Annotated in this window: 22 protein-coding genes; 7 read left to right on the top strand and 15 right to left on the bottom strand. The window is 65.0% G+C overall.

Features of this window, described 5'->3' with window-relative positions; genetic code table 11:
* Positions 1–2 precede the first annotated feature (2 nt).
* Positions 3–1652, bottom strand: a complete 1650-nt coding sequence (locus tag KY501_RS24875; RefSeq protein ID WP_224365804.1) for a type I-MYXAN CRISPR-associated endonuclease Cas4/Cas1 — start codon at positions 1650–1652, stop codon at positions 3–5.
* A gap of 142 nt (positions 1653–1794) precedes the next feature.
* On the opposite strand from KY501_RS24875, the gene cas3 reads away from it, so the two are divergent.
* The 4 genes from cas3 to cas5 are packed head-to-tail and all read left to right on the top strand — an operon-like array spanning position 1795 to position 7385.
* The gene (cas3, locus tag KY501_RS24880; protein WP_224365806.1) at positions 1795–4116 is read left to right on the top strand and encodes a CRISPR-associated helicase Cas3'; all 2322 of its coding nucleotides are present in this window, start codon (positions 1795–1797) and stop codon (positions 4114–4116) included.
* A 2-nt stretch (positions 4117–4118) separates the two neighbouring features.
* Positions 4119–5774 carry a type I-MYXAN CRISPR-associated protein Cmx8 gene (gene cmx8 / locus KY501_RS24885; RefSeq protein ID WP_224365808.1) on the top strand — a complete coding sequence of 552 codons (1656 nt, stop codon included), beginning with the start codon at positions 4119–4121 and terminating at the stop codon, positions 5772–5774.
* Positions 5775–5794: 20 nt separating this feature from the next.
* The gene (locus tag KY501_RS24890; protein WP_224365810.1) at positions 5795–6694 is read left to right on the top strand and encodes a type I-B CRISPR-associated protein Cas7/Cst2/DevR; all 900 of its coding nucleotides are present in this window, start codon (positions 5795–5797) and stop codon (positions 6692–6694) included.
* A 1-nt stretch (position 6695) separates the two neighbouring features.
* The gene (cas5, locus tag KY501_RS24895; RefSeq protein ID WP_224365812.1) at positions 6696–7385 is read left to right on the top strand and encodes a type I-MYXAN CRISPR-associated protein Cas5/Cmx5/DevS; all 690 of its coding nucleotides are present in this window, start codon (positions 6696–6698) and stop codon (positions 7383–7385) included.
* A gap of 27 nt (positions 7386–7412) precedes the next feature.
* Here the strand turns inward: cas5 and cas6 are convergent, their stop codons facing one another.
* The 7 genes from cas6 to rplU form a co-directional block, all read right to left on the bottom strand.
* Positions 7413–8027, bottom strand: coding sequence for a type I-MYXAN CRISPR-associated protein Cas6/Cmx6 (gene cas6 / locus KY501_RS24900; RefSeq protein ID WP_224365814.1), 615 nt, complete (start codon positions 8025–8027; stop codon positions 7413–7415).
* Between the two features lie 73 nt (positions 8028–8100).
* Complete coding sequence (locus KY501_RS24905; RefSeq protein WP_224365816.1) at positions 8101–9513, bottom strand: hypothetical protein; 1413 nt, start codon at positions 9511–9513, stop codon at positions 8101–8103.
* A 6-nt stretch (positions 9514–9519) separates the two neighbouring features.
* Positions 9520–10257 carry an outer membrane lipoprotein periplasmic chaperone LolA gene (gene lolA / locus KY501_RS24910; RefSeq protein ID WP_224365818.1) on the bottom strand — a complete coding sequence of 246 codons (738 nt, stop codon included), beginning with the start codon at positions 10255–10257 and terminating at the stop codon, positions 9520–9522.
* Positions 10258–10335: 78 nt separating this feature from the next.
* Positions 10336–11016, bottom strand: a complete 681-nt coding sequence (locus KY501_RS24915; RefSeq protein WP_224365820.1) for a TrmH family RNA methyltransferase — start codon at positions 11014–11016, stop codon at positions 10336–10338.
* Positions 11017–11020: 4 nt separating this feature from the next.
* Positions 11021–12379, bottom strand: coding sequence for a GTPase ObgE (obgE, locus tag KY501_RS24920; protein ID WP_224365822.1), 1359 nt, complete (start codon positions 12377–12379; stop codon positions 11021–11023).
* A gap of 150 nt (positions 12380–12529) precedes the next feature.
* Complete coding sequence (gene rpmA / locus KY501_RS24925; protein WP_224365823.1) at positions 12530–12796, bottom strand: 50S ribosomal protein L27; 267 nt, start codon at positions 12794–12796, stop codon at positions 12530–12532.
* A gap of 59 nt (positions 12797–12855) precedes the next feature.
* Entirely contained in the window at positions 12856–13164 is a 309-nt protein-coding gene (rplU, locus tag KY501_RS24930) for a 50S ribosomal protein L21 (protein ID WP_224365825.1), read from the bottom strand.
* Positions 13165–13421: 257 nt separating this feature from the next.
* Between rplU and KY501_RS24935 the strand changes: the two genes are divergently transcribed.
* The gene (locus tag KY501_RS24935) at positions 13422–13835 is read left to right on the top strand and encodes a hypothetical protein (RefSeq protein WP_224365827.1); all 414 of its coding nucleotides are present in this window, start codon (positions 13422–13424) and stop codon (positions 13833–13835) included.
* 75 nt (positions 13836–13910) lie between these two features.
* On the opposite strand, the gene KY501_RS24940 is transcribed toward KY501_RS24935, so the two are convergent.
* Positions 13911–15845 carry a protein kinase domain-containing protein gene (locus tag KY501_RS24940; RefSeq protein ID WP_224365829.1) on the bottom strand — a complete coding sequence of 645 codons (1935 nt, stop codon included), beginning with the start codon at positions 15843–15845 and terminating at the stop codon, positions 13911–13913.
* 222 nt (positions 15846–16067) lie between these two features.
* Here KY501_RS24940 and KY501_RS24945 point away from each other — a divergent pair, with 222 nt between their 5' ends.
* Positions 16068–17024, top strand: coding sequence for an isopenicillin N synthase family dioxygenase (locus KY501_RS24945; protein WP_224365831.1), 957 nt, complete (start codon positions 16068–16070; stop codon positions 17022–17024).
* A gap of 166 nt (positions 17025–17190) precedes the next feature.
* Here KY501_RS24945 and KY501_RS24950 read toward each other — a convergent pair whose 3' ends face one another.
* Complete coding sequence (locus tag KY501_RS24950) at positions 17191–20049, bottom strand: Ig-like domain-containing protein (protein ID WP_224365833.1); 2859 nt, start codon at positions 20047–20049, stop codon at positions 17191–17193.
* Between the two features lie 196 nt (positions 20050–20245).
* Between KY501_RS24950 and KY501_RS24955 the strand changes: the two genes are divergently transcribed.
* Positions 20246–21652 carry a chitosanase gene (locus KY501_RS24955; protein WP_224365834.1) on the top strand — a complete coding sequence of 469 codons (1407 nt, stop codon included), beginning with the start codon at positions 20246–20248 and terminating at the stop codon, positions 21650–21652.
* A 17-nt stretch (positions 21653–21669) separates the two neighbouring features.
* On the opposite strand, the gene KY501_RS24960 is transcribed toward KY501_RS24955, so the two are convergent.
* The 5 genes from KY501_RS24960 to KY501_RS24980 are packed head-to-tail and all read right to left on the bottom strand — an operon-like array spanning position 21670 to position 25739.
* Positions 21670–22170, bottom strand: a complete 501-nt coding sequence (locus tag KY501_RS24960; protein WP_224365835.1) for a hypothetical protein — start codon at positions 22168–22170, stop codon at positions 21670–21672.
* Between the two features lie 7 nt (positions 22171–22177).
* Positions 22178–23623: an Asp-tRNA(Asn)/Glu-tRNA(Gln) amidotransferase subunit GatB gene (gene gatB, locus KY501_RS24965; protein ID WP_224365836.1), complete on the bottom strand. Its 1446-nt coding sequence runs from the start codon at positions 23621–23623 to the stop codon at positions 22178–22180.
* A 21-nt stretch (positions 23624–23644) separates the two neighbouring features.
* Positions 23645–25105 carry an Asp-tRNA(Asn)/Glu-tRNA(Gln) amidotransferase subunit GatA gene (gatA, locus tag KY501_RS24970; protein WP_224365838.1) on the bottom strand — a complete coding sequence of 487 codons (1461 nt, stop codon included), beginning with the start codon at positions 25103–25105 and terminating at the stop codon, positions 23645–23647.
* Positions 25106–25109: 4 nt separating this feature from the next.
* A complete protein-coding gene (gene gatC / locus KY501_RS24975) occupies positions 25110–25397 on the bottom strand; it encodes an Asp-tRNA(Asn)/Glu-tRNA(Gln) amidotransferase subunit GatC (protein ID WP_224365840.1) in 288 nt (95 codons plus the stop codon).
* 15 nt (positions 25398–25412) lie between these two features.
* Positions 25413–25739: a TFIIB-type zinc ribbon-containing protein gene (locus KY501_RS24980; RefSeq protein ID WP_224365842.1), complete on the bottom strand. Its 327-nt coding sequence runs from the start codon at positions 25737–25739 to the stop codon at positions 25413–25415.
* Positions 25740–25744: the final 5 nt, after the last annotated feature.

Below are 25744 nucleotides of genomic sequence, written 5' to 3' on the forward strand. Positions count from 1 at the left end.
GCTCACCTCAACCTGAATGTCGCGAAGAGCCCCGGGCGGCCTGTCCACTCCTTCTCCAGCAACCGCACTTCCAGTTCCACCAGCCGTGAGTAGCTCAGAGAGTAGCCCAGGACGTTGTGCTTCCACGTCTCGCGCTTGCGCCGCTCATACAACTCGATGGCCTTGGCCCTCCCCACACGGCTCAACCAGACGTGCTCGGGTGTGACCTCGAAGTCCTCTTCCGGGTTCCAAGCCCGCCGGTTGATCGAGGCAATCAGCGGCATATCGACCAGCGGCACACGAAACTGCTCCATCAGATCCAACCCCAACGGGCCCGCCGCACTGCGGGGCTGGTGGTAGAACCCGAACGCAGGATCCAGCCCCACGGAGATGACGGCTGCCTCCACCTCGCGGTGTACCAGTCCGTACAGAAAACCGAGTACCGCGTTGAACCTGTCCTTGGGAGGGCGGCGGTTGCGTCCTTCGAAGCGCAGCCGAGCATCGACCTCGTCGCTGAGCAGTGAGGGCAACGCCCCGAAGTAGCGAGCAGCTCCAGCCCCCTCCAGCCCCCTCAGTGAATCCAACGAGCCGGCCTCGAGGCACTGGGGGAGCAATGCGCGAAGATCTCTCACGGCCGTAGCCACATCGGCGCGAGCCTCGGGTTCGCCGCGCGAGGCCCGCAGCAGGAAGCGAAGTTGTCCTTCCAACTTCGCGAGCACCAACCGCCTGGCGAGTCCCAGGCAGACCTGCTCTTGCCGCAGGGCCTCATATTGCCGCAATCTCCTCTGCACATTCCCGGCGCCTCCTCCCAGACCTCCCAGGTAACGCCCCCCAGCGGTGAACCAGTGCACTCCAATGGCCTGGTGCACACACAGAGCGAGCGCCTGTGCGCTCACCTGCACGGCACCATGAGAGATGAGTGCGGCCACCGTGCGGACCGGCACTCGCACCTCCTCCCCTTCCCCTTGGGGAGGAACAATGACGAGTTGCTCCGCCTCGCGCCCTACCCGTGTCCCGGGCACCGTGACATGCAGCACCTGCCGGACATCGTCCTCGGGAAAGAGCCGTGGGAGGGCCTCGCCCTCGGCGTGGACGCGCTCCTCCTCTGGGAGACACACCGGAGCCAGGGAGCACTTTGCGCACTTGCGCTCTTCCTTCGTCACGGGAGGGCGCTCGGTTCGAGCGCGAAGGTCCCGAGCACGCGCCACCGCTTCTCTCACCAATTGACGCAGCGCCTCGTCCAGGGGGAAACGCACCGTGGTGTCCTGTTGGTGGTAGCGCACGCGGCACTCGATGGGAATGCCAGGGAAGCGCTCCTCGGCGAGTACCGCGTAGGCGCCCACCTGAAGCCGGTCGCTCGGCCACGCCTCGGGCCCGTTCTCTCCCGGGGCGGGCCTGCCGCGCTTGTGCTCATGAACCACCAGCACGCCGTCACGCCGGCGCAAGGCGTCCACCTTGCCATGAAGCCCTGCAGCCTCGCTGGACAACTCCAGTTCCACCCGCTCGCCGTCCTCTGCCAGTTCGACGTGTAGCCGCCGTCCCGCGTACACCGATGCATCCGCGACGCGAATCTCCTCCACCTCCTCCAAGTAGAAGAGCCGCTCGCAGTACGCCAGAGCGTGGAGCGCGTGTACGCGGATGGACTGTGTTCCCGTCCCTGCCTGAATGGACATTGCTTACCCCTGTGGTTGCATCGGTAGTGTCCTACCTTATCCGTAGGGAGGCAACGGGACAACCCAGTGAACGCTTGCCGCTGCGCCTGTCGTCCTCATCGTGTCTTGCAGCTCATGGAGAAAACCCAAAGAATGGGCGCACATGAGCCTAGATCTGCCCCCTCACCTGCTGGCCAAATCACCCAAGGCTCACCTCACCCTCACGCTGGAGCAGCATTCGCTGGATACAGCGGAAGCCGCACACCATCTATTCAGGTTGGACAGGCGCTGGGGACAGGCCTGGTGCCGAATGTTTCAGTTGGACGCCAGGCAGCACTCTGCCTTTCTCCTGCATCTTCAGATAGCAGGACTTCTCCATGATCTTGGCAAGGCCAACACCGGCTTCTTGGAGGCGGTACAGCAGGGAGCCAAACAGAAGGGCCAGATCGTACGGCACGAGCATCTGAGCGCCCTGCTGCTGCATGTGCCGCAGGTGCGCGGATGGCTATCGGAGCGACTTGATCCAGACGTACTCACCGCCGCCGTGCTCTCTCATCACTTCAAGGCGTCCTCCCAGGAGGGGAACTACAGGTGGTGCGAGGCCCGCCGCTCGGGCCGCGTCGGTTTGTTCTTCCACCACCCCGAGGTCCGGCGGGTGTTCGAGCGCATTGCCCACCTAGCTGGACTGTCCACCCCGCCCGAAGTCAAGGCCTTGACCTGGCCCGACCCAACTTGGAATCAGTGTTATACCCAGGGCCGCCAAACAGCCGTCACCCTCTGGCAGGACCTACGAGGGAACATCCTGCGCAAGCGCCTGCTGTTGGCGGTGAAGGCAGGGCTGATTGCCGCAGATACCGTTGCCTCGGCGCTCGTGCGAGAGGGCCTCCATCTCCGAGACTGGATCGACGGCGTCGCGCATCGCGAACCGCTCGGGCCGGACGAGATCTCCTCCAAGATCCTGGAGCCTCGCATTGCGCAGTTGAGCCGGAAACGTCCGTTTCAGTTCCATGCCTTTCAGGAAGCCGCGGCCTCTCTCGGCCCCCGAGCGCTGCTGCTGGCTGCGTGCGGGGCAGGAAAGACGATGGCGGCATGGCGATGGGCACAAGCCCAGGTGCGCCGAGATCCCGTTGGCCGGATCTTGTTCTTGTACCCTACGCGCGGCACCGCCACCGAAGGCTTCCGCGATTACGTAGGCTGGGCGCCAGAGGCAGAGGCGGCGCTGGTGCACTCCAGCGCTCGGTTTGAGTTGGAAGCAATCGCGGAAAACCCTCCGGAGGCATTGGAGGGCAAGTCTCTAGCAGTGGATGAAGCCCAGGAACGACTCTTCGCACTCCGGCATTGGCCCAAGCGCTTCTTCAGTGCCACGGTGGATCAGTTCCTGGGATTCCTGGAACATCAGTACGCCAGCACCTGTCTGCTCCCTGTGCTCGCCGACAGCGCCGTCATCATCGATGAAGTCCACAGCTTCGACCCGAGCCTCTTCGCCAACCTAATAGCCTTCCTCAGGGAATTCAGGACACCGGTGCTGTGCATGACAGCAACCCTGCCCCCTAGCCGACGCCAGCAGTTGGAGCACCTGGGCCTTGAGAGCTACCCACGAGCCGAGCACCGGGCGCAATTTCGAGACCTGGAAGACAAGGAGTGCCAGCATCGTTACCGGGTACACCGGCTTGATGGCGTGACGCAGGCCTTGCAGCGCGCACACCAAGCGTATGCCGCCGGACAGCGGGTGCTCTGGGTGGTGAATCAAGTCAAGCGCTGCCAAGAGGTCGCCTTTGAGCTTGAGTCCTCCCTTGGAAGGGAGGTGTTGTGCTACCATAGTCGCTTCAAGCTGGAACACAGGCAGGAGCGCCACCGCGAGACGGTGGAGGCCTTCCGGCCGAACCAACCTGCGTGCGTTGCTGTCACCACACAAGTCGCTGAAATGAGCCTGGATCTTGACGCGGATGTCCTCATCACCGAAGTGGCCCCCATCCCCTCGTTGATTCAGCGACTCGGCAGAGCCAATCGACACCCTCGACCCGAGGGTGCTTTCATCGCGCAAGTGTATGTCTATGCTCCCAAATCAGTGCAGCCCTACAGCCGAGAGCAGTTCCAAGACACGGAAAAGTTCTTGGTCGAGCTCGGCTCAACAAATGTCAGCCAGCGGCGCCTGACGGAGTTGCTGGAGCAGTGCGCCTCGCCCGAGGCCCGAGCGGATGGACACGCCCGATTTCTGGAAGGCGGCTATTTTGCCCTGCCGGGAACGTTGCGAGATGGGGATGAGCACTCCGTACCGTGCGTCCTCGACAAGGACTTGCCCTACATCCGAGCCGCATGCGAACGTCAACAGCCCATCGACGGGTGGGTAGTGCCAGTGCCCCGGCGAGCCATCCAACCTGTGGAGGAATGTCCGCCATGGCTCCCCAGATATCTACGCGTGGCTTCGAATTCCCAGTATGATACGCGCCGTGGTTTCCTGGAGGAGACATCCAAGGAGTCTTGAACATGGCGGCACGAGCCAGGAGCGCAGTAGCAAAAGCCAAGGCCCCTGTTTCCATCGCCCAGCCTGAATGCTTGCATCTCACCTACCGCCTGGCGGAGCTCCCCTCGACACAGCATCGCGCAGGACTCGCAGGGCTGGTGCTGCTTGTGCGGTGGCTGGAGCGCAATGCCTTTTCAGGGATCTGCACTCTGACGGCACTGGAGGAGCACGGCGTCATCCTTGACGTAGACCTGCCTGGACTGCGGCGACTCCTGGACGAACTGTACGGAGCAACCAAGGAGGACCAGCCCGACAGCAAGATCCGCAAGGACAAGAAGGGAAAGCCTATTCTCCCCCTCCGCGAGGAGACGCGCGAGGTGAAAGACGCAGCAGGCAAAGTCAAGAAGAAAACCTTCTATATCTACCCTGCGGTGGTGCCCAAGGCAGCCTACCTAGCGGATCGCGATACAGCCTCTGGAGGCCGGGGTTTATGGGTAAAGCTGTGGCGGGACATGGTGTGGAACACGCTCCGAGGCGTACCCGCTACGCGGAAGCCCTTCGAGGCCCGAGCTGACCAGCGGAACACGCAAGATGCGGACGACCTCTGGAAGCAACTGGCGCACGCGCCGGACGCGGCGGTGGATCTCCCCAGCACCTACTTCCTAGGAGCCATGGAGAGCACTGCCGACAACGTCTCATTCAAAGACCGTGCTCGCTTCCAATTCCTGCTTCATTTCTGGCCCTACGCCGCGCAAGTGTATGTACCCCAGGAGGTGGAGGTGGACGAGACAGGGAAGGCCCGGGCTAAGCTCAGCAACGGCTTCGCGCTGGCCATTCCTGACGTGTCAAAGTTGGCCTCTTTCTGCGACGGCCTGCATCAAGTGCTCGCCGACCGCAAGCCAGAGGCTCAAGGCTACCGCCCCCGCGAAGCGGTCATCGATGTTCCGGCGGAGAGTGCATTGGATCTCGCCTACCGCCTGGCACAGCGCATCGGCCGGAAGGAAGGTGGCCACGTCACGAGCAGCTTGGTGCTCGGCTACGAAGTCTTCCATCTGGCACGTGAGGGCAACAACATCCGCATCCTAAGCACCTCCCGGCTTGTGCCAGACCAACCGATGCTAGACGAGTATACCACCTGGCGCCGGCAACTGTGGGACCCTCATTTCCGCAGACGGATTCTGATCAACCTCGTTTCACAGCAACCGCAGTATACCGGGTTCGACCGACTGCTGCGCGCCACGCCCTATGCGCAGACCATTGGCTCGGCTACTTTCCGGCATGATGCCCGGCTTACCCTCCATGAGAACAGCGAGGACTCAATGCAATCCGACAGCCAGGTGGAAATCCCTAGCGAAGAGCAGTTGGTCTACCAATTGGTGCGCCACTACGTGCTCCAGCGACTCAAGAGCAAGCACGACCTGGAGTGGGAGAAGGTGAAGGGGGATGAAAAGAAAGAAGCCGACTACAATCAAAAGCGCTCCAAGATTGCCAAGGATGCCTTCTTGGCCGTGCGCAGCCGTACTCGAGCTGAGGACTTCATCAGCTACTTCGCCGGCACCCTATGCTCGGCGACGTATCACATGAACAAAGAACGCTTTGCCGTGCTCGCCCGAGCGCTCCACGACCGCACCCAGGAGATTCGGACCTTCACGCTCCTCGCATTGTGCGCGAACGGCTGACCCAGCCCCAAGAGAATGCCATGCCCACTGCCAAGAATCTGTTCGCTTCTGTCTTGACGTATGCTGCGCCCAGTTCGAACTACCGAGGGGAGAGCGAGGAGAATCGCACCGTTCTGCAAAAGATCTCCAAAATCGGTGCCGAGCACACGGTGATCAGTCCCGAATCGATGCGCAACGCGCTCCGGGAGATGCTCTCCGGCTGGGGGCTTCCCATGAATCGGCGACGGTTGCACGATGCAGAGCAACTCGCGGTGGAATTCAAGGAGTTCCCCAACGCGAACAAGTACGCGGACGACTTCCTCTTTGGTTTCATGGTCGCGGACAAGGGTGCGATCAAACAGCACCCGAAACAGCCCTCCAAGCGAGACAGCGTGCTTCGCATGAACATGGCCGTTGCGCTGTCTCCCTATCGCTTCGACGCAACGTTCCACCAGTCCCCTCTAAATGGGGGGGAGAGCCCTTGGAAGAACGCCTCGTCTTCTGCGCTGCTCCACCGAGAGGTGGCCTACACTGCGTATCAGTACCCGTTCGCCCTAGCGCTGGGGGATTGCCTCGAGACCACCAGCGGCAAGCAGTGGGTCCTTTCGCTCCTCCGTGCGATAGGCCAACTCTCCCAGGTGGCGGGAGGCCACGCGCGCAGTTTCTACGAGATGGCGCCTCGGAGCGTCGTAGCACGACTGACTCCAGGGCTCGTTGCCGGGTTCGACACCTACGGCTTCACAGAGTCGGGTGACTTTCCTGAGCTTGCTCGACTGTCCGCCCATGATCTGCCTGCTTCAGAATTCTGGGTGGGAGGAGAAATCGTTCGCAAGATGCTTCCTGAACAACGCAAGCATCTCGAGGCGGCAAAAGCCCACCTATTCGAGAATCCCCAGACCCTGCTCGAAGGCATGGGTGCCGCCGGTTTCTCCGAGGCGTGAGATGAAACGCCTCTGGCTCCGGGCGCGTGCGCCCTTTGCGGCATTCCGGCCACTGCAAGCAGGCGTCTACCGGACGACGGCGCGGACGTTTCCACCCTCGGCGGCATATGGCTTGCTCTTAAACCTGGCGGGCATCGAGTCTCGAAGTTCAGGTTCCCAAGTCACCACCTCCACCCGGGAGGGACTACCCAAGCTGCGGTTGGCTATTGGCAACGTCCACGAGCCTTCGGTTGGCACTCTCTACCAACAGTTGCATGGGTATCTTGTGGGCAACTCTGGCAAGGAGTTCAAGAGAAGGTCCCACGGCTCCAAGTATTGGATAGCGCCTGTCCGAAGGGAAGTGCTCATCGGGCTCGACTGTGTCATGGGGTTCGAGACGGACGAACTACACCTCGTGGAGCGCGTGGAGATGGGGCTTCAAGGGCGACTGCCCGAGCGCCGCTATGGATTGCCATTCGCGGGAGACAACAATTTCTTATTTGATCGACTGGATCTGCTCGTGCAGCCTCCTCCAACCTTCTGGTTGCAGCACTTGGCGCTAGACTCTGGCCCTCGCGTGGGCTCAGCCAGACTCACTGTGAGCATCAATCGCCTGGATAGCAGCCGGACACAAACAGCCCTCATGGCGCCCGTCGACATGCCTACCATTGAGCCTCCCGAATCCGCCTGGGTGTGGACGCCTTCGCAATAAGCTGTCGTCTTCTCAGGGGAAGCGCCTCTAACGGGAGGCACGCTTGGGGAGGAAAAGGCCACACCCCATGTGCCGTCGGCCCCCCAATCCCTTTTCTTGGAGCACCATGGATGACTCGGGCTTCAGGTCTTCTAGTTCAAGCCCGAAGCCCACCACCTTGGTACCGGCAATGGTGACGATGCGCCGCCTTACCACCTGAAGAGAACAAGACGTGCCCGTGAGTTCCTCGATGAACCGTTGGGCCGTGGCACGGAAGGTTCCTTCTTCCACCGAGTGCTTGAACGTGACGATCCTCGCGCTAAGCCGTGCCACAGGCTCAAGGGCCCGGATCGTGGGCGGCCCCAACGTCACATGCCTTCCCGCCAGATCGAGCGGACTGCCTACCAGTCCCAGGAACAAGGGGATCGCCTCGGCTGGGCAGCGCAGCCGCATCGTCCCGCGTCCGAGGTAGAGCGACTCCCCCACGGTATTCTCTCCGCGGAGATTGAAGATACCGATGTCCTGACGCTCATGCAGCGTGTGAATGCGCGCCGCCAATGCGGAAAAAAGCAGGTAACCGTGGTCGATTGGAATGACTCCTGACCGCGCTGGAAAGAGAAGATCGACAACAGGCATCCCCACCCCCTTGAGGTTGGAACCCATGTTAGTCAAACCTCTCTTGATGGCTGCCCAAAATCGACATGGGATTGCCCGCGTCGCCCTTCGGCACAAGGCACTACTTCGGATCCTCGGGTTCCAGCGGCCTCTCCTCAGGGGGAGGCGGCTGTGAGGCCGAAGGCTTGCGCGCCGCCGCACTCATGCCCTCTCCAAGTGGTGTCTCCTGGCATTCGCAAACTGGATGCCTCGAGGTCGGCTCCTGGATGAAGGCACACGTCAGCGGGCACTCTGGCAGGCTTCCGTCCTCGAAGAGCGACAGTGCGTAGCTCCGCACCGTCGAGAGCTGCGCGTAGCACTCCGGCATGGACTGGGCCAACGAAGGCCACGGAATGCGGTGCTGCGTCGTCGCGCCTCGGCTCGTCGCCATGAAGGTGAATCCCACGCTGCATCCCGTCTGCAGGGGCTTCCCGTCCTCTCCCAGGGGCTCGACATGAACCCGTCCACCTTCGGGAAGATCCCGGTACACCGTCGTGGACAGTGAGATCGACCCGTCCAGCTCCCGGCGCGTGTGCAACGCGTAGCAGGACTCGTCATCGAAACTCTCGGTGCCAGCTCGAGCGCAGCGTTGGCGGTCCCCCGAGGCGAGGACCCGGGGCCGACGGAGCAGAAGCACTCCCGCCTGCGCATCGATGGTCGCACGGAAGTGGCCCCACACATCCGGCCCCAGGCGTCCGAGCGAGCTGGGCGAGTTCCACACTCCCGTTTCGAAGATGATGGGGCGCACGCCCACCCCTTCCGCCACCTCCACCGAGTCCACCGGAAGAGCTCTCACGGGCAGCCCGGCCACCGTCTCCAGCGGACGCAGCCCCTGAGCCTGCGCGGGCCCCAGCGCAATCCGGGAGAACGGATCGCGCGTCGAGAGGACGAAGGGGCCCGTGAGCCGCGCTCCTCCCTGCGTCACCCGAGCCGCCAGCAATGGCCAATCTCCCGTAGGCTCGCGACTCAGTTCCAGCAGGTGCGTCTCTTGCGAGGGGTCTGCATTCGCCGCGGAGAGCTCGGCCATGTACGCCTCTCGGGAGCGCGACGCGGTGAAGGTTACCTCCCGACGCAGCGGTTCCACCGTGAGCGCGTATGGAGCAAGCACATCCGCCCCCAACGTGACGGAGCAGAACTTATCGCCCGTGAGCCCCGCCGAGAGCCTGAACAGGGAAACATCCCCCACCCGAAGCCCCGGCAGCGGCACCATGGCCCATTCCTTCATGCCACCGGGCTCGAGAGCACGAACCTTCCCCTCAGGCTGCGGAGGCTTTCCCTCGAAGCAACCCGCCGCGACCAGGGAGAGCTGCCGGTCCACATCCAACAGGACCGGCACCTGCTTTCCTCCCAGACTGCCCTCGAGCGACAGGCGCAGGGCCGGCGAGGAGATAAGCGGAAAGGTCCGGCCCGCGAAGCCACCCTGCTCGGGCACAGGAGCAGTGCTCCGGTGGCAGCCGGCCCACAACCACAGAGCCACGAGGAGCGCGCGGCGCACGGCGAGCTACTTGCCCTGCTTGGTGAAGTCTTCGACGCGCGTGCCCTCGGGCGGGTTGATCTTGAAGCTGTCCGCCGCGATCCCCACGTTCGTCTTCAGATCCACGAAGGCGATGGTGTTCTCGCTCCCATCCGGGTCCACCACCGTGCTCTTGAGCACCTGGGCCGTCTTCGAATCCACCTCCAGGCGCACCTGCTTGAAACGAGGATCCGGGCTCACCGGGTCCAGCATCAGGAGCGTGCCCTTGCAATCCGCGCACGTGCCCTTCGTGATGTTGAACTCATCCGCCAACCGCCCCTGCCCGAACAGGAACGTCACCGATGCCGACAGCTTGCTGGTGTCCACGCTGCCGACCGTAAGGCTCTGCCCCTCCGGGTCGTATGCGTACACCTTGTTGCCCGCCAGCACGAACGTGCGCGCCGAGGGCTTCTCGTACTCCCACCGCATCAGCCCCGGCTTCTTGTACGTCACCGTGCCCGTCGAGGTCTGCGTCCGGCGGAAGGTCTTGTACTTGTAGTCCTGCTTGAAGGCCGCCTTGAAGTCGTCCGTCTTCTCGTAGAAGGCCTGCATCCGCTCCACGAGCGGCTTGAGGTCCGGAGCAATGCTGCCCTTCGACGCGGTGGCGGCCTTGGGGGTTGCAGGCGCGGGTTTGGATTCGGCGGCCACCGCGGGCTTCGGCGCCGGCTGCGTCTGAGGCGCGGTCTGCGCGGTCAGCAGGGACACGAGCAAGGTCTCGATGAGCATGGTGGTGCGATCTCCGAGCGGGCCCCGAAGGCCCGTGATGGCTTCTATCGCTTCAGACGAGCCCCCAGGCTCGCTGATTCACGGCTGCTTTCCCTTGAAAATCCGCTTCCTTTGCTTGACAGCCAGCACATAGAAGCGCTCCCGGAGCACCTGCGCCTCCTCGGCTGTCAGGTCTCCTACCTTCCCCAGGTGCTCCTCCCGCCACGCGATCGCCCGGCTGATGCACGCCGAGGCCGCCGCCGAGATGTTGATGCTCTGGCTGAAGCCCCGCATCGGAATCCAGAACGCCCCGTCCACGCCCGAGAGCACTTCCTCGCTCACTCCGAAGCGCTCGTTGCCGAAGATGATCGCCACCTTCGAGTCGAACCGCAGTGAGTAGAGGCTCGAGGCCCCCTCCTGGATCGCCGACGCGTACAGCGAGAAACCGCGCCCCTTGAGGTGCTCACGGCACTCGGCGAAGGACTTGTACAGCTTCACGTCCAGCCACTTGTCGCAGCCCTGCGCCACTCGCGAGTTCGGCAGGAACGGCGCCTCCGGGTTGATGACAACGTGCACCTCCTGCACGCCCATGGCCTCGCAGGTGCGTAGCACCGCCGCCATGTTGAAGCTGTCCTCCAGGCGGTCCAACACCACCGTGAAGGTCCGCGTCCGCTGCTCCACCACGCGATCGATCTTCTCCTTGCGCACATCGAGAAGAAACGACTCCGGCTCGACGGGCTTCTTCTCGAAGGGCTCGTAGCGGGGGCCGCCTCCACTCATGGCGTCACGACCTCCGCCCCTTCGCGCGAACCGCCTTCTTCGCCGCAGGCTTTGCTCCGGCGCGCGCGGGGGCCTTCATGCCCACTCCCGCCTTCTTCGTCGCGGCCTTCTTCGTCGCGGCTTTCTTCGTCGCGGCTTTCTTCGTCGCGGCTTTCTTCGTCGCGGCCTTCTTCAGCGGCGCCTTCCGGGTAGCAGTTGCTTTCTTGGCAGGAGTCTTCCGCACCGGAGCCTTGACCTCAGTCGCTGCCTTCTTCGCGGGAGCCTTCCGCGCCGGAGCTTTGACCTCCGCCACTGCCTTCTTCGCAGGGACCGTCTTCTTCACCGGCTTCGCGGGCGGCTCCACGTGCAGCTTGTCCGCCCGGCCGGTGAAGAGCACCTCGGCCGTCACGTCCAGCAGCGCCTGCATGCCTTCACCCGTGGCGCAGGACACGGGAAACACCGCCAGGCCCCGCTTGCGCATCTCGGCGGTAAACGCCTCCAGACGCCCGGGCGCATCCGTCAGATCCAGCTTGTTGGGCGCCACCACTTGAGGCTTCTTCGCCAACGTCTCGCTGTACTTCTCCAACTCGCGGTTGAGGATGTCGAAGTCCTTCACCGGATCGCGGCCCTCGCCCTCCGCCCCCATGTCGATGAGGTGGATCAACACCTTGCACCGCTCCACGTGGCGCAGGAACTGGTGCCCCAATCCCACGCCCTCGCTGGCTCCCTCGATCAGCCCAGGGATGTCCGCCATCACGAAGGACAGGTTGTCCTTGTACTGGACCATGCCCAGGTTCGGCACCAGCGTGGTGAACGGGTAGTCTGCGATCTTCGGCCGCGCCCGGCTCACTCGCGAGATCAGCGTGCTCTTGCCCGCATTCGGGAAGCCCAGCAACCCCACGTCCGCCAGGAGCTTCAGCTCCAGGATCAGCGTGCGCTCCTCGCCCTTCGTCCCATCCTGCGCGAAGCGAGGCGTCTGCCGCGTGGAGGTGGCGAAGTTCATGTTTCCCAGGCCCCCACGCCCGCCCTGCGCCGCCACGAAGCGCTGGCCCGGATCGCTCAGGTCCACCAGCAACTCGCCCGAGTTCGCGTCGCGGATCAACGTACCCGCCGGAACCTTGAGGATCAGATCATCCGAGGCGCGGCCGTTACAGTCGCTCCCCATCCCGTTCTCGCCGTTCTTCGCGCGGTGGTGCTGCTGATAGCGGAAGTCCAACAGCGTGGTCAGCTGCGGATCCCCCACGAAGATGACCGAGCCGCCGTTCCCCCCGTCCCCGCCGCTGGGGCCACCGCGCTCAATGAACTTCTCCCGCCGGAAGGCGACGGCGCCGTGCCCACCGTCACCGGCCTTCACGAAGATGCGAACCTCGTCGACGAATTTCATGGTGATGCCTCTCCCCGCTCCCGGGGAAACCTGCTTCGGAAACGCAGAACGGGCCGCCCTCGTGCCCAGCCGCCTTCTGGCGCCTGGACCGGGAGCGACCCGCTCGAATGCAGCCAGGCCCGCACCAAGGCAGGCCCGTGGGTGAACCGACTAGGCGCTCGCCTGAGCCGGGTAGACCGAGACCTTCTTCCGGTCACGCCCGTGGCGCTCGTACTTCACCACCCCATCCACCGTGGAATAGAGCGTGTAGTCACGCCCCAGCTTCACGTTGGTGCCGGGGTGGATGACCGTACCGAGCTGCCGCACGAGGATGCTCCCCGCCGATACCTCTTCGCCGCCGAACACCTTGACGCCGCGGCGCTGCGCGTTCGAGTCGCGACCGTTGCGAGACGAACCCTGTCCCTTTTTGTGAGCCATGACACCTGTCCTGCGAGAACCGGGCGCCTCGCGGCGCTCGGGAAGAGTGGGAACCGGAACTAGCCGGCGATGGAGGTAACCTTGACCTCGGTGTACGGCTGACGGTGGCCCCGGCGGCGCGTCCAGCCCTCCTTCTCCTTGCGGAAGTGGAGGACGCGGCGGTGCTTGTCCTGCGCGAGGATCTTCCCCACCACCTTGGCGCCTTCGACGGTCGGCCGCCCCACCTTCGGGGAGTCCGTGCCGCCCAGCAAGAGGATGTCGTTGAACGTCACCTCGGTGCCAACATCGCCCGCAACCTTCTCGATGCGGAGGACATCGCCCTCGGCCACGCGGTACTGCTTACCGCCCGTGCGAATGACTGCGTACATCGTAGAACCCTCTGTCGAGTCGGGTTGGGTCAACCCGTGAAAACCACCGCGCATTTCGGACGGCTGGCCGCCCGATCACGCAAAGGAGGGCCGATCTACGAGAGATGATCGGGCGAGTCAAGGGTATGAAGGGCCCCAGCCCACACCTCTTCGCCCGGCCCGCCCTCCTGCCTGCCCGGCTGCCCCCCTAGCCAGGAAGCAAGAACCGATTAGGATGCGCCCCGCAGTATGCAGTTTCGACCCAAAGGAGCATGCAGATGAAGCGGTTGGTTTGTGCGTTGGCGGTGGTCTCTCTGTCGATGGTGGGGTGCAGTGGGTCTTTGTGCGACGATTTTGCGGACAGCTTCAGTACCTTGAACGACAAGATCAAGGGCTGCCCCGACCTCAGCGATTCCACTGTCGATGAGCCGACGGATTCCGAGATCAAGCAGTGCGAGGACAGCCTCGACAAGTGCTCCGACAGCGACAAGAAGGCGATCGAGTCCTTCGTGGATTGCGTTGACAAGCTGGACAAGTGCAGCCCGAGCACCGAGGACGCCTTCGCCACCTCGTTCCTGGCATGTGCCCTCCCGCTCGCGAATGTGAGCGATCAGTGTGGTGCGACCGGCGCGAGCATGCCTGCCAAGGCCGAATCCATCCTCAAGGCCTACAAGGCTCACAAGGCCCAGTAAGCCGCGACTCGGGTGGTGAAGGGGCCTGAGACCCGCTTGGGTGCTCAGGCCCTCTTCGTCTCCGGAGGCAAGTGCTCAGGGGGGGGCGCGCTGAGCCAGTGCCCTTCGCAGAGCGCGGTAGCGCTGAAGAAGCGCGAGATCGAGCGGATCCACGGCCAACCCCCGCTCGTAGGCCTCCACGGCCCTCGCCAGCTGGCCGTTCTTCTCGAAGGCATTGCCCGTGAGGATGTGGACGCGCGCCGTGCCCGCCGCGTTCGGGCGCCGCACCAGGAAGTCCCGGCGCAGGCTCTCCATCTGCGTCACGGTGAGCCCCGCGGACAGGCAGCTCTCGACTCCTCGGAAGTTGCCCAGCAACGCGTCGTACATGGCCCTGCGGGGGACGTTCGCCAGCGTCTCGCCCGCATCCCGGACTCGGGTGAGCACTGACTCCAGCAGCGAGCGCTGGGCATTCGAGAGCGGCCGGCCCCGCAGCCCCTCCAGTTCCGCGAGCGCCACACGCACCCGCGCCCGGACAGCCTCGAAACTCGAGTCCTGCGGGAGCGTGAGCAGGGAGTAGTGGTCTTTCTGGAGGTTCGCCCTATAGCCCTCCAACAGACTGGAAGCCTCGGCGTCCCCCGCCTGTCCGGTGACAGCGAGCGGAGTATTCCCCGTGCCGCCCTTGAGCAGTTGGGCCACGGCGGCCTTGAAATCCGGAGGAGCTTCGAGGAACTGCACCCCAAAGCCCGGTGCCATCCCCCAGAGCCGGGCCTGCTCGGGCGTCACCAGGCGCACCACCTCGCAGGTGGACGTCAGAGGCCCGCGCGCCAGCTCCAGGGTGACCTGCACCCGGGAGAAGAGCTGCGGCAGCTCCCCCTGCGTGCGCAGAAACAGTCCACCTCGAGCAATGTCCGAGCACACCATCCGCTCCGGCGGAGCCCCCGGACGGAGCACCACGCGGGCCGGCAGCTCCACGGGCCGGGCATGGCGCCGAGAAGGCGTATCCCGCCCGGCGCCGGGCACGGGAGGAGGCGCATGCACAGGCGCGGAAACAGGCGGCGCAGGCGCGGCGACAGGGAACGAAGGTGCAGCCACGGGTGGCGCGGGTGGAGGCGCCACGGGCGGAGGCGCCACGACCGGCGCGGGAGGCGGAGGCGGCTCGGGGAACGGGCCACCGCTGAGCTCAGCGGCCAACGCTCCTTCCAGGGCGGCCTTCAGGGCCAGGGCATTCTCGTACCGGTCCGTCAGGGCCTTGGCGAGCGAGCGCAGGATCACCGCCTCGACGGGCGGAGACACGCCCGCGAAGATGGACCGAGGCGGAGGCGGAGGAAGCGTCTGGTGCGCCACGAGCTGGGCGGCAGTGCCCTCCTCGGTGAAGGGGAGCTGCCCCGTGGCGAGCTGGTAGGCGATCACTCCCAACGAGTAGACATCCGCCCGCCCATCCAGGCGCTGGCTGCGAGACTGCTCGGGAGACATGTACTCCGGCGTCCCCACGATGATGCCCGCCTGCGTCTGCGGGCCCGCCCCGTCGATGAGCTTGGCGATGCCGAAGTCCAGCACCTTCACGAATGGCGGCGCGCCCTTGGCCCGCTGGACCAGGAAGATGTTGTCCGGCTTCAGATCGCGGTGGACGATGCCGCGCTGGTGGGCCGCGTACAGCGCCTCGCAGGCCTGCGCCAGGATGGGGATCCACACCTCGGCCCGCACCGGCACGCCCACCATCGAGGACAGCGGCACCCCCTCCAGGTACTCCATGATCAGGTAGGGACGCGGCGGCGCGGCGTTCAGATCGAAGATGCTAACGATGTTCTCGTGGCCGATCAGATTCACCGCCCGCGCCTCGGCGTGGAAGCGCTGGACGAGCTCCGGGTAGGCCGCCAGATGCTCGTGCAGCACCTTCACGGCCATGCGGCTGCCAATGGAGACGTGCTCCCCGAGGTACACCGTCCCCATGCCGCCCCGCCCCAGCCTCCGCACGAGCCGGAAGCTGCCGAGCTGCGTCCCCAGCAACGGATCGTCTTCCTCCGTGATCATCTCTGGGGAGTTCCGCTCATCCTGCATCGCGGGTGCGCCATCCTCACTGGCCTTCGGGGTCCATCTCGGGTTTTAGAGCGACCGCGTCTCCAGCGCCACTCCGCCCTGTGAGGCTGTGTTCAAATGACAGCCCTGCTTCCCTGCCAGGGTAGCGGACGAGAGCGCTCGATGCACGGACGGTTTGGGTTGATGGACCCGAGGGCCTGGGTAGAGTCCGCCACCATGTCCACCTCGGCTCGTCGCATCCCGCTCGTCAACCTCTCCCACTACCGCTCAGGTTCTCCTCGGGAGCGCGCCCGCTTCGTCCAGGTGCTCGGCGACGCCCTCAAGGAGTTCGGCTTCGTCTCCGTCGAGGGGCATGGTGTGGATGACGCGCTGATCCGGCGTACCTACTCGGACGTCGAGTATTTCTTCAAACTCTCAGAAGACGCGAAGCGCAAGTATACCGTCCCGGGAGGCGCGGGACAGCGCGGCTACACGGGCTACGGGCAGGAGCACGCCAAGAACCGCACCGTGGGCGACCTCAAGGAGTTCTGGCACGTGGGCCGGGAGCTGTCCCCGAACCACCCCCACTTCTCGCCCCACTATGGCCCCAACGTGTGGCCCGCGGAGGTGGAGTCCTTCCGGCGGAACACGCTCGATCTGTTTGGCGCGCTCGACTCGGCGGCAGCGGTCATGCTCCAGGCGCTCGCGGAGTACTTCGGCGTGGCGCGAGACACCTTCAGCGCCATGGCCCAGGACGGCAACTCCATCCTGCGGCTCATCCACTACCCGCCCCTGCGCGACCGCTTCATCCCCGGTGGGGTGCGCGCCGCCGAGCACGAGGACATCAACCTCATCACCCTGCTCTGCGAGGGCACCGCCTCGGGGCTCGAGCTGCTCACGCGTGACGGAGAGTGGATCCCGGTGGACACGCTGCGTGGACAGATCGTCGTGGACTCGGGCGACATGCTCAGCCGCGTGACGAACGGGGTGATTCCCGCGACGACGCACCGCGTGGTGAACCCGAAGAACGCCGAGGACGACACCACGCGCTACTCGATGCCCTTCTTCGTACACCCCTACCCTCAGTGCATGCTCGAGACCCTGCCCATCACCGCCACGGGCACCAGCCTGCCCCCCATCACCGCGGACGCATTCCTCCAGCAGCGCCTGCGGGAGATCGGACTCATCAAGTAGGCAGCGCCTCGCGGCACCAGGAAGTCGCGTGCTCCCCTCCGGCAGACTCGACCGACCTGCCACATCTCCTCACACGCGCCTGGACTCCTCGAGCGCTGACGTCAAAAGCGGAGGCGCCGGGAGAACACTTCTCCCGGCGCCCGTTCCGCTGGACCTGACGCTCCGCTCAGTTCTGGATGGTGATGCTCACGCCCTGGGACACGGTGAGGTTCCCCGCCGCGTCGTAGGCCTTGGCCGTCACGGTGTACGTGCCGTTGGGCAACCTCAGCGAGTTGAAGTTCACCTGGTAGGGCGCCTTCGAGTCGTAGCCGGCATACAGCGTGCCCACGTAGAAGTTGACCTGATCCACCGCATGATCGTCCGTGGCATTCGCCGTCAGGGCCACCGTGCCACTCACCACTGAGCCACCCGCAGGCCCGGTGAGGCTGACAGTGGGCGGAGTGAAATCATTGTCGACCCACACCGCCAGTTGGACCTCGCTGGCGTTCCCCAGCGAATCGAAGGCCTTGGCCTTCAGGGTGTGGCTGCCATTGGCCACAGCCAGCGTGTTCCAGGACAGGCTGTAGGGAGCGCTGGTATCCGAGGCCAGCAGCACGCTCCCATCGTAGAACTCCACGCGCGAGACACCGTGCAGATCGCTGGCCGAGGCCTCCACGTTCACCGTGCCCTGCAGCGTGGTGCTCACCGGAGAGGTCAGCGCCACCGCCGGCGCGGTGTTGTCCACCGTCACGGAGATGCCCGCCGAGTCCGTCGTCTGGTCCGCGCTGTCCACCGCTCGGGCAGTGAGCACGTACGTCCCATCCGCCACGCTCGTCGTGTTCCAGTTCAGCTCGAACGGCGCCAGGGGAGCGAGACCAAGCTCGCTGCCGCCCGCGTAGAACAGGACTCGCGCGACGCCATTGTCATCGCTGGCATTGGTCGTCAGCTTCACCGTGCCCCCCACGATGGCGCCATTCCCGGGAGCCGTGAGCGACACCTGGGGCGGAGCATCTGGCTGACTCACCGCGAAGATCAGATCATCGTTATCGCTGTAGGACAACTCGGAGCAACTGGCGGACACGCCCTTGTAGCGGAAGACGCCACGGATGGCCTGCAGCCCACCCGCGGGCAGCGTGAAGCTGGTGGAGAGCATCTGACTGCCCGCCAGTGCCGGCTGGAGCGAGCCCAGGTACGTCCACACGGGATTGTTGGCATCCGGCGCATGGAAGAGATCCAACCAATCGTAGGACGGGGTCGACCACGCCCACACGGTGGCCGAGATGTTCACCTGCTTGCCCTCCACCAACGGGCTGCCGTCCACGGTGGAGATGCGCAGCCGATCCAACGACTCATCATAGTGGTAGATGCCGGAGTTCCCATCCGGGCAGCTCGAGGCGATGGTGTTCGGAGCGTTGACCTCGGGCCCGAGAAAGCCACGGCCATCGAGGAGCGGGCCGGAGTCGCAGAAGGAGCTCACGCTGGTGCAGATGGGCACCCGGCGCGTCGAGTCGTAGCTGGCCATACCCGGGTTCAGCACGACGACGCCCACAGGGTCGCTGCTGCCCACGTTGAACAACGTGTCATACGCCTTGGCCACCAGTGTGGTCGAGCCGTTCGCCGCCGTGGTGGTGGTGTCCCACGAGAACTCATACGGCGGCACGAAGTCGGTGAAACGAAGACGACCATTGACCCAGAACTCCACGCGATCGAGGGCCAGGTTGTCCGAGGCATTGGCGCTGACGAGCACGGTGCCCTGCAGGGTGGAGCCTCCCGAGGGAGCCGTGAGCTGCACCTGGGGCACGGTGATATCACCGCCCGCCTGGATGAAGCCCGAGTAGAGCAGGCGGTTGGGCGAGCCCGCCCCCGGAGACACGATGCGGCCCACCGAGGCGAAGCCCGTCAATACCGACGCCACCGTCTCGGTCGAGGCTGAGGGGTTGGCCTGCAGGTAGAGCGCCGCCGCCCCGGCCACGTACGGGCTGGCCATGGAGGTACCGCTGAGCATCTCCGACGCGGTGTCGCTGGTGTTCCAGGCGGAGGTGATATCGGCGCCCGGCGCGAGGATGTCCACGCAGCTTCCGAAGTTGGCGAGCAAGGCCCGCTCGTCGTTGGCATCGGTGGCGCTCACGGTGATGGCCTCGGCGGTGCGCGCCGGAGAAACACTGCAGGCGTTGATGAAGTCGTTGCCGGCGGCCAGCGTATAGGTGACGCCCGAGGCAATGGAATTACGGACCGCCTGATCGAGTGCGCCCGAGGCCTCCTCGACCAGACTCATGTTGGCCACCGCGGGCGAGACGTGATGGGCCGTCACCCAATCCACGCCAGCGATGACGCTCGAGGTGGTGCCCTCACCCGTGCAGTCGAGCACGCGCACCGGGTGGAGCGTCACCCCTTTGGCGACGCCCCAAGTCGTGCCTCCCAGGATACCTGCCACGTGTGTGCCATGGCCGTTGCAGTCCTCCGCCGTGCCTCCCGCGCTCACCGCGTCGTAGCCAGCGCCGATGCGCCCCTGGAACTGCGTGTGACTCCGGCGGATGCCCGTGTCGATGACGTACGCATGCACCCCCGCCCCCGTCATCCAGTAGCTGTAACTGCCGCTGAGCGGCAGGTCCCTCTGATCGATGCGATCCAGCCCCCACGTGACGTTGAGCTGCTCGGTCGCGGTGCGCGCTACCGCGTCCTGCTCGACCAGTTCCACACGCGGATCCCGGCGCAGCCCCTCCACCTTCGCCTCATCCATCTCCGCGACAAAACCGCTCAGCGCATGGGAGTAGGTCTGCTCCACCTTCGCGCCGTGCTCCTGAGCGAGGCTCGTGGCGAGCTGTTGGATCTCCTGCGCCTGAAGACGCTGGGAGGCCGCGGGTTGCCGCAACACGACGATGTAGCGGCGGGGAACGAGCTTCTTGATCGGACGGGCCTGCACCAGATCCTTCTGCATGGAGGCCGACGACAGCTCCGAGGGCTGCGGCTCGGACTCCGCGCCACAACCCGCCAGGGCGAGGCCCATCAGCGCACCCGCCAGGAATTTCAAACTGGAATTTCTCATGTGTCCCTCTCTTTCAGCTCCCTGAAAAACTGCTCTAACGGTGAATACCTTTCCGTCAGACATGGACAGTTTTAACTGGGTGGTCTGACAAAAACGGGATATCTGATTTATCCGAGATCGCTTGGGGTTTTCCGGTATCTCATCTGCGTTGCATCAGCAGCACAGGTTGGAAACCGGCACGAAAAGGAGCAGCACCATGAGCAAGCGTCACTACGGGGTATCCCGCAGATGGAGCCACCGGCTGGCATTGGCTGGGCTGGCCGCCACGGTCATCGCCTGCGGAAGCGCGGAGGAGAGCCAGGAGGAACTACCAGAGCCGAACGTCGCGGCGCTCGCAGCCTGTTCCTACACCATCACGACGAACACCTACGTGGGCTCGGATTACTGGGGCACGATCACGTTCCGCAACACGGGCACGGCCGCGATGACTCGCCCGACCATCGCCTTCGGCGTCCCGAGCGGCGTCACGTGCGACCATGACGAGGCCGGCTGGACGCATACCCAGAGCGGCACCGTCTGCACCTACTCACGGACCTCGAACCTCACCGTCGGCGTGAACAGCTCCTATACGTTCGAGTACTCGACGACTTCGTCCTCCTCGTTCACCGCCACCAACATCCAGATTTCGGATTCGAGCTGCGGCTCCAGTGGTGGCACGGACGGTGGATCCGATGGCGGCACGGATGGCGGCACGGACGGCGGTTCCGGAGGTTCTGATGGTGGCACGGACGGCGGGACCGATGGAGGCACCTTCGGGATGACGGCCAACCAGAAGAAGGTGGCCGAGGCCCTCACCAGCATCTGGGAGAACGACACGCCAACCCTCGACTACGCGTACTCGGAGGACATCGACGATGGCCGGGGCTACACGAACGGGCGCGCGGGCTTCTGCACCGGCACGGGCGACGCCATCATGGTCATCCAGTGCTACGTGGCGAAGCGGAGCGCCGCCAATGGCAACCTGATGGCCAAGTACATGTCGGGGCTCACCACCATCAACAACCGCTTCCTCTCGACCGGTGAGGATCAGGCCTCGACGGCCGAGCTCGACGCGGTCGGCAACTGGCCCTCCGACTGGGCCACCAGCTACAACAACTCCACCACCCGCGCGGACTTCAAAGGCTGCCAGGATCAGATCAGCGATCAGCTCTATTACACGCCGGCCATGAACACGGCCGCGAAGTGGGGGCTCGTCAAGGCGCTCACGAAGGCCGAGCTCTACGACGCCTTCATCAACCACGGCGAGGACGGAGCCAAGGCCATCATCAAGGCCACCAACACCGCGCTCGGAAACAGCGGCCAGGTGGCTCCTGTCATCGGCTACAACGGCATCACCGAGAGCGCCTGGCTGCAGAAGTTCCTCGAGAAGCGCCGGGACACGCTCTCCTCCGACTCGACCTGGGTCGATGCCGTCGATCGCGTCGCCGCCTACGAGAAGCAGCGCAGACTGGGCAACTGGGACCTCTCCACCGCCGTCCGGAACGACGTGCGCGCCCGGGACTGCTGGGGCACGAGCTATCCGAGCAGCGGGTACACGGTGAGGTCCATCAACCCCGATGGCACCTGGAGCACGCCGTCCTCGTACACGTACTCGTGTAACTGAACCGGCGCTCGAGCCGCTCAGTCGGCGCAGAACGGAGGATGCACAGCAACGAGGACCGTCTCACCCAAGGCGGCCTCGTTGAGCGCGTGTCCGATCCGCTCGAGGCTGGAGTCCACATCCGCCCAATCCGACAGAAACACGATGACGGCTTCGTACTTCGGGTCCGCCGTGCGATCGCAGTTCCCGCGCAGCGGGCTCACGAAGCTTTGGTGGAAGGACGGCGTGCCGTGGAGGGCCTTGGAAACGACCTCCATATCGAAGTCACTCGCCTGGATGAGGTCGTCCGGAGCTCTGTCCTCGAAGAGCCGCTGACCCGTGGTCCCTCGCACCAAGAAGAGTCCGTTGAAGTCGCTGGGGGGGTTCGGGCACTCCGCCACGGCGAAGCCAGTCTGATCGTCGAACGCCAGCGTCACATCGGAACGAGAGCCCGCAGGCGGCTCGAGGCAGGGCTCAACCGAATCTCCGCAAGCCACGAGCGCGGACACCGCCAGGATTCCGACAGCCAGAGCCCTTCTCATGCGGTGCTCACTCCCCGAGCTTCTTCTTCAGCAGCTCGTTGACGAGGGCGGGGTTGCCCTTGCCCTTCATGGCCTTCATCACCTGGCCCACGAAGAAGCCGTAGATCTGCTTCTTGCCCGCCCGGTACTTCTCCACCTCGCCCGCGTTCTTCGCGAGGATGTCGTCGACCACCGCCTCCACCGCGCCCGAGTCGCTCACCTGCGCCAGGCCCTTCTCCGCGATGATGGCGTCCGGCGCCTTGCCCGTACGGAACATCTCTCCCAGCACGTCCTTGGCCGCGTTGTTCGACAGCGTCCCCTTCTCCACCGCCGTGAGCAGCTCGCCCAGCTGCGCCGGGGTGAACTTCAACGTGGAGATGCCCGCCGTGCCACCACCCTCGTTCAGCAGGCGCGCCAGCTCGCCCTGGAACCAGTTGGAGAGCTTCTTGTAGTCCTTATAGTGCTGTGCACACGCCTCGAAGAACTCCGCCAGCGGGCGCTCGGCGCACAGCAGCTTCGCGTCATAGGCAGGCAGCCCGTACTGGCTCATGAAGCGCTGCAGCTTCGGGCGCGGCAGCTCCGGCAGCCCCTGCGCCATCTGATCGATCAGCCCGTCCGCCACGTGCAGCGGCGGCAGGTCCGGCTCCGGGAAGTAGCGGTAGTCGTGCGCGTCCTCCTTCGAGCGCATGGAGCGGCTCTCGCCCCGCTGCGTGTCCCAGAGCCGCGTCTCCTGATCGATCTTCCCGCCCGACTCGATCACTTCCACGTGCCGGCCGATCTCGTACTCGATGGCCTGCTTGATGAACCGGAACGAGTTGATGTTCTTCAGCTCCACCCGCTGCCCGTACTGCGTGGCGCCCTTGCGCATCACCGACACGTTGGCGTCGCAGCGGAACGAGCCCTCCTCCATGTTCCCGTCGTTCACCCCGAGGTACACCAGCACCTCTCGCAGCGCCTTGAGGTACTCCACCGCCTCGTCCGCACTGCGCAGGTCCGGCTCGCTGACGATCTCCAACAACGGCACGCCCGCACGGTTCAGGTCCACCAGGCTCTCGCCCACCGCCGCGTCATGCACGTTCTTGCCCGCGTCCTCCTCCATATGGATGCGGCGAACGCGGATGACCTTCTCGCCCTCGGGCATGTCGATGGCGAGCTTGCCCCACTCGCAGATGGGCTGGTCGTACTGGGTGATCTGATAGCCCTTGGGCAGATCCGGATAGAAGTAGTTCTTCCGGCTCCAGATGCTCGTCTTCTTGATGGTGCAGCCCAGCGCCAGGCCCGTGCGGACGGCGAACTCCACCACCCGCTGGTTGAGCACCGGCAACACACCGGGCATGCCCAGACACACCGGGCAGGTATTGCGGTTGGGCTCGGCGCCGAACTCCGTGGAGCAGCCACAGAAGATCTTCGACTTCGTCAGCAACTGCGCGTGAACTTCGAGACCGATGACAGGCTGGAAATCGCTCAGGGGCATGGCGGTACCTGGGGCGCTCCGCTAGAGCGGGGCAAAGCGGCGGTGGAAGTCGTGCTCACGCTCGAAGGCTCGGCCAATGCGCAGCAGTCGCGCCTCGTCGAACGGCTTGCCGAGAATCTGAAGCCCAATGGGCAGGTTCGACTTCGTGAAGCCGCACGGCAGCGACAGCCCGGGCAGCCCCGCCAGGTTGCACGGCAGGGTGAACACGTCCATGAGGTACATGGACAGCGGATCGTCCACCTTGTCACCCAGCTTGAACGGAGGCACTGGCGAGATCGGCGAGAGGATGGCGTCCACCTGCTCGTAGGCCTTCGTGAAGTCCTGCCGGATCAGCGTGCGCACCTTCTGGGCACGCAGGTAGTAGGCATCGTAGTAGCCAGCGGACAGCGCGTACGTGCCCAGCATGATGCGGCGCTTCACCTCGGAGCCGAAGCCCCGATCCCGCGTCTGGCCGTACATCTCCCGCAGGCCCTTCGCGTCCTTGGCGCGCAGGCCGTAGCGCACGCCATCGTAACGAGCGAGGTTGCTGGAGGCCTCCGCCGGCGCCAGGAGGTAGTAGGTGGCCAGTGCGTACTTCGTATGCGGCAGCGACACGTCCACGAGCGTCGCGCCCAGACGCTCGTAGGCCTTCATGGCCTCGCGCACCGTGGCCTGTACCTCCGGATCCATGCCGTCGATGAAGTACTCGCGTGGCACGCCCAGCTTCAGGCCTCGAACGCCACCCTCGAGATCCTCCCGGTAGTCCGGTGCCTCCACGGCCGCGGAGGTGGAATCGAGCGGATCATGCCGGGCGATGAGTTGCAGCAGCGCCGCCGCATCCGCCACCGTGCGCGCCATGGGCCCCACCTGGTCCAGCGACGAGGCGAAGGCGATGACGCCATAGCGCGACACGCGCCCGTAGGTGGGCTTGAGCCCCACCAGGTTGGTGAACGCCGCCGGCTGACGGATGGATCCGCCCGTGTCCGTACCCAGCGCACCGAATGCCTCACGGGCCGCCACGGCTGCCGCGGAGCCTCCCGAGGAACCTCCCGGCGTACGGTCCAGCGCCCACGGGTTGTGCGTAGGCCCGAACGCACTGCCCTCATTGGACGAGCCCATGGCGAACTCGTCCATGTTCAGCTTGCCGAGGAGCGGAAGTCCCGCCTGCTTCAGCAGCCCCACCACCGTCCCATCGAACGGCGGGACGAAGCCCTGCAGGATGCGAGAGCCGCAGGTCGTCTCCACCCCCTCGGTGAGGAAGATGTCCTTGAGCCCGATGGGCACTCCGTCCAGCGGGCTCGCGGGGTTGCCCGCCTTGCGGCGCGCATCGCTGGCCTCGGCCGCCGCCAGCGCGCCCTTCTCGTCCACTCGCAGGAAGGCCTTCACCTTCCCATCCACCTGGGCGATCCGCGCCAGGCACGCCCGCGTCGCCTCCACGGAGGAGACCTCGCGCGCGGCCAGCTTCGCCGCCAGCTCCAGCATCGACAGGTCGGTCAGCTCCATGGCCTCACTCGATGATCTTGGGAACAGCGAAAGCAGTGCCCATCTTGGAAGGAGCGTTGGCCAGCCCCTTCTCCGGCGGCAGCGAGGGCCGCGTCGCATCCTCGCGCAGCAGCGAGGACGCGAGCGTGGCGTGCGAGGTAGGCTCCACTCCGCTCACGTCGAGCTCCTGGAGCTGCGTCACCGCATCCAGCACCGCGGAGAGCTGCGTCGCATAGCGCTGCTCCTCCTCGGGCGTCAGCGAGAGCCTCGCCAGGTTGGCCACGTGACGCACCTGCTCGGTCGTGAGCTTCATCCGGAGCCCCTCCGACTACTTGCGCTTGAACAGGTTGAGGACGGCGCCCATCACCTTGCCGCCACCCTCGCTCCCCTGCGCGAGGATCTGCTCCAGCTCGCCCGCGTCCAGCCACACGCCATGGCAGTTGAAGCAGGTGTCGATCTCCACCTTGCCCTTGGTCAGCGTCTGCAGGTCCATGCCGCACTTGGGGCACTTCATGTGGTGGAGCTGCATGAGCTCCTCGCGCCGCTTGGCGGCCATCTCCTCGGCCTGCTGGAGGGCGAGCTTGCGCTTCTTCTCGATCTCCTCGCGGGCGAAGTACTCCTCCTCGGTGGACGACGGCTTGTCGAATTCGGGCATGTGGG

Source organism: Hyalangium versicolor, from assembly GCF_020103695.1.
Taxonomy (GTDB): Bacteria; Myxococcota; Myxococcia; order Myxococcales; family Myxococcaceae; genus Hyalangium; species Hyalangium versicolor.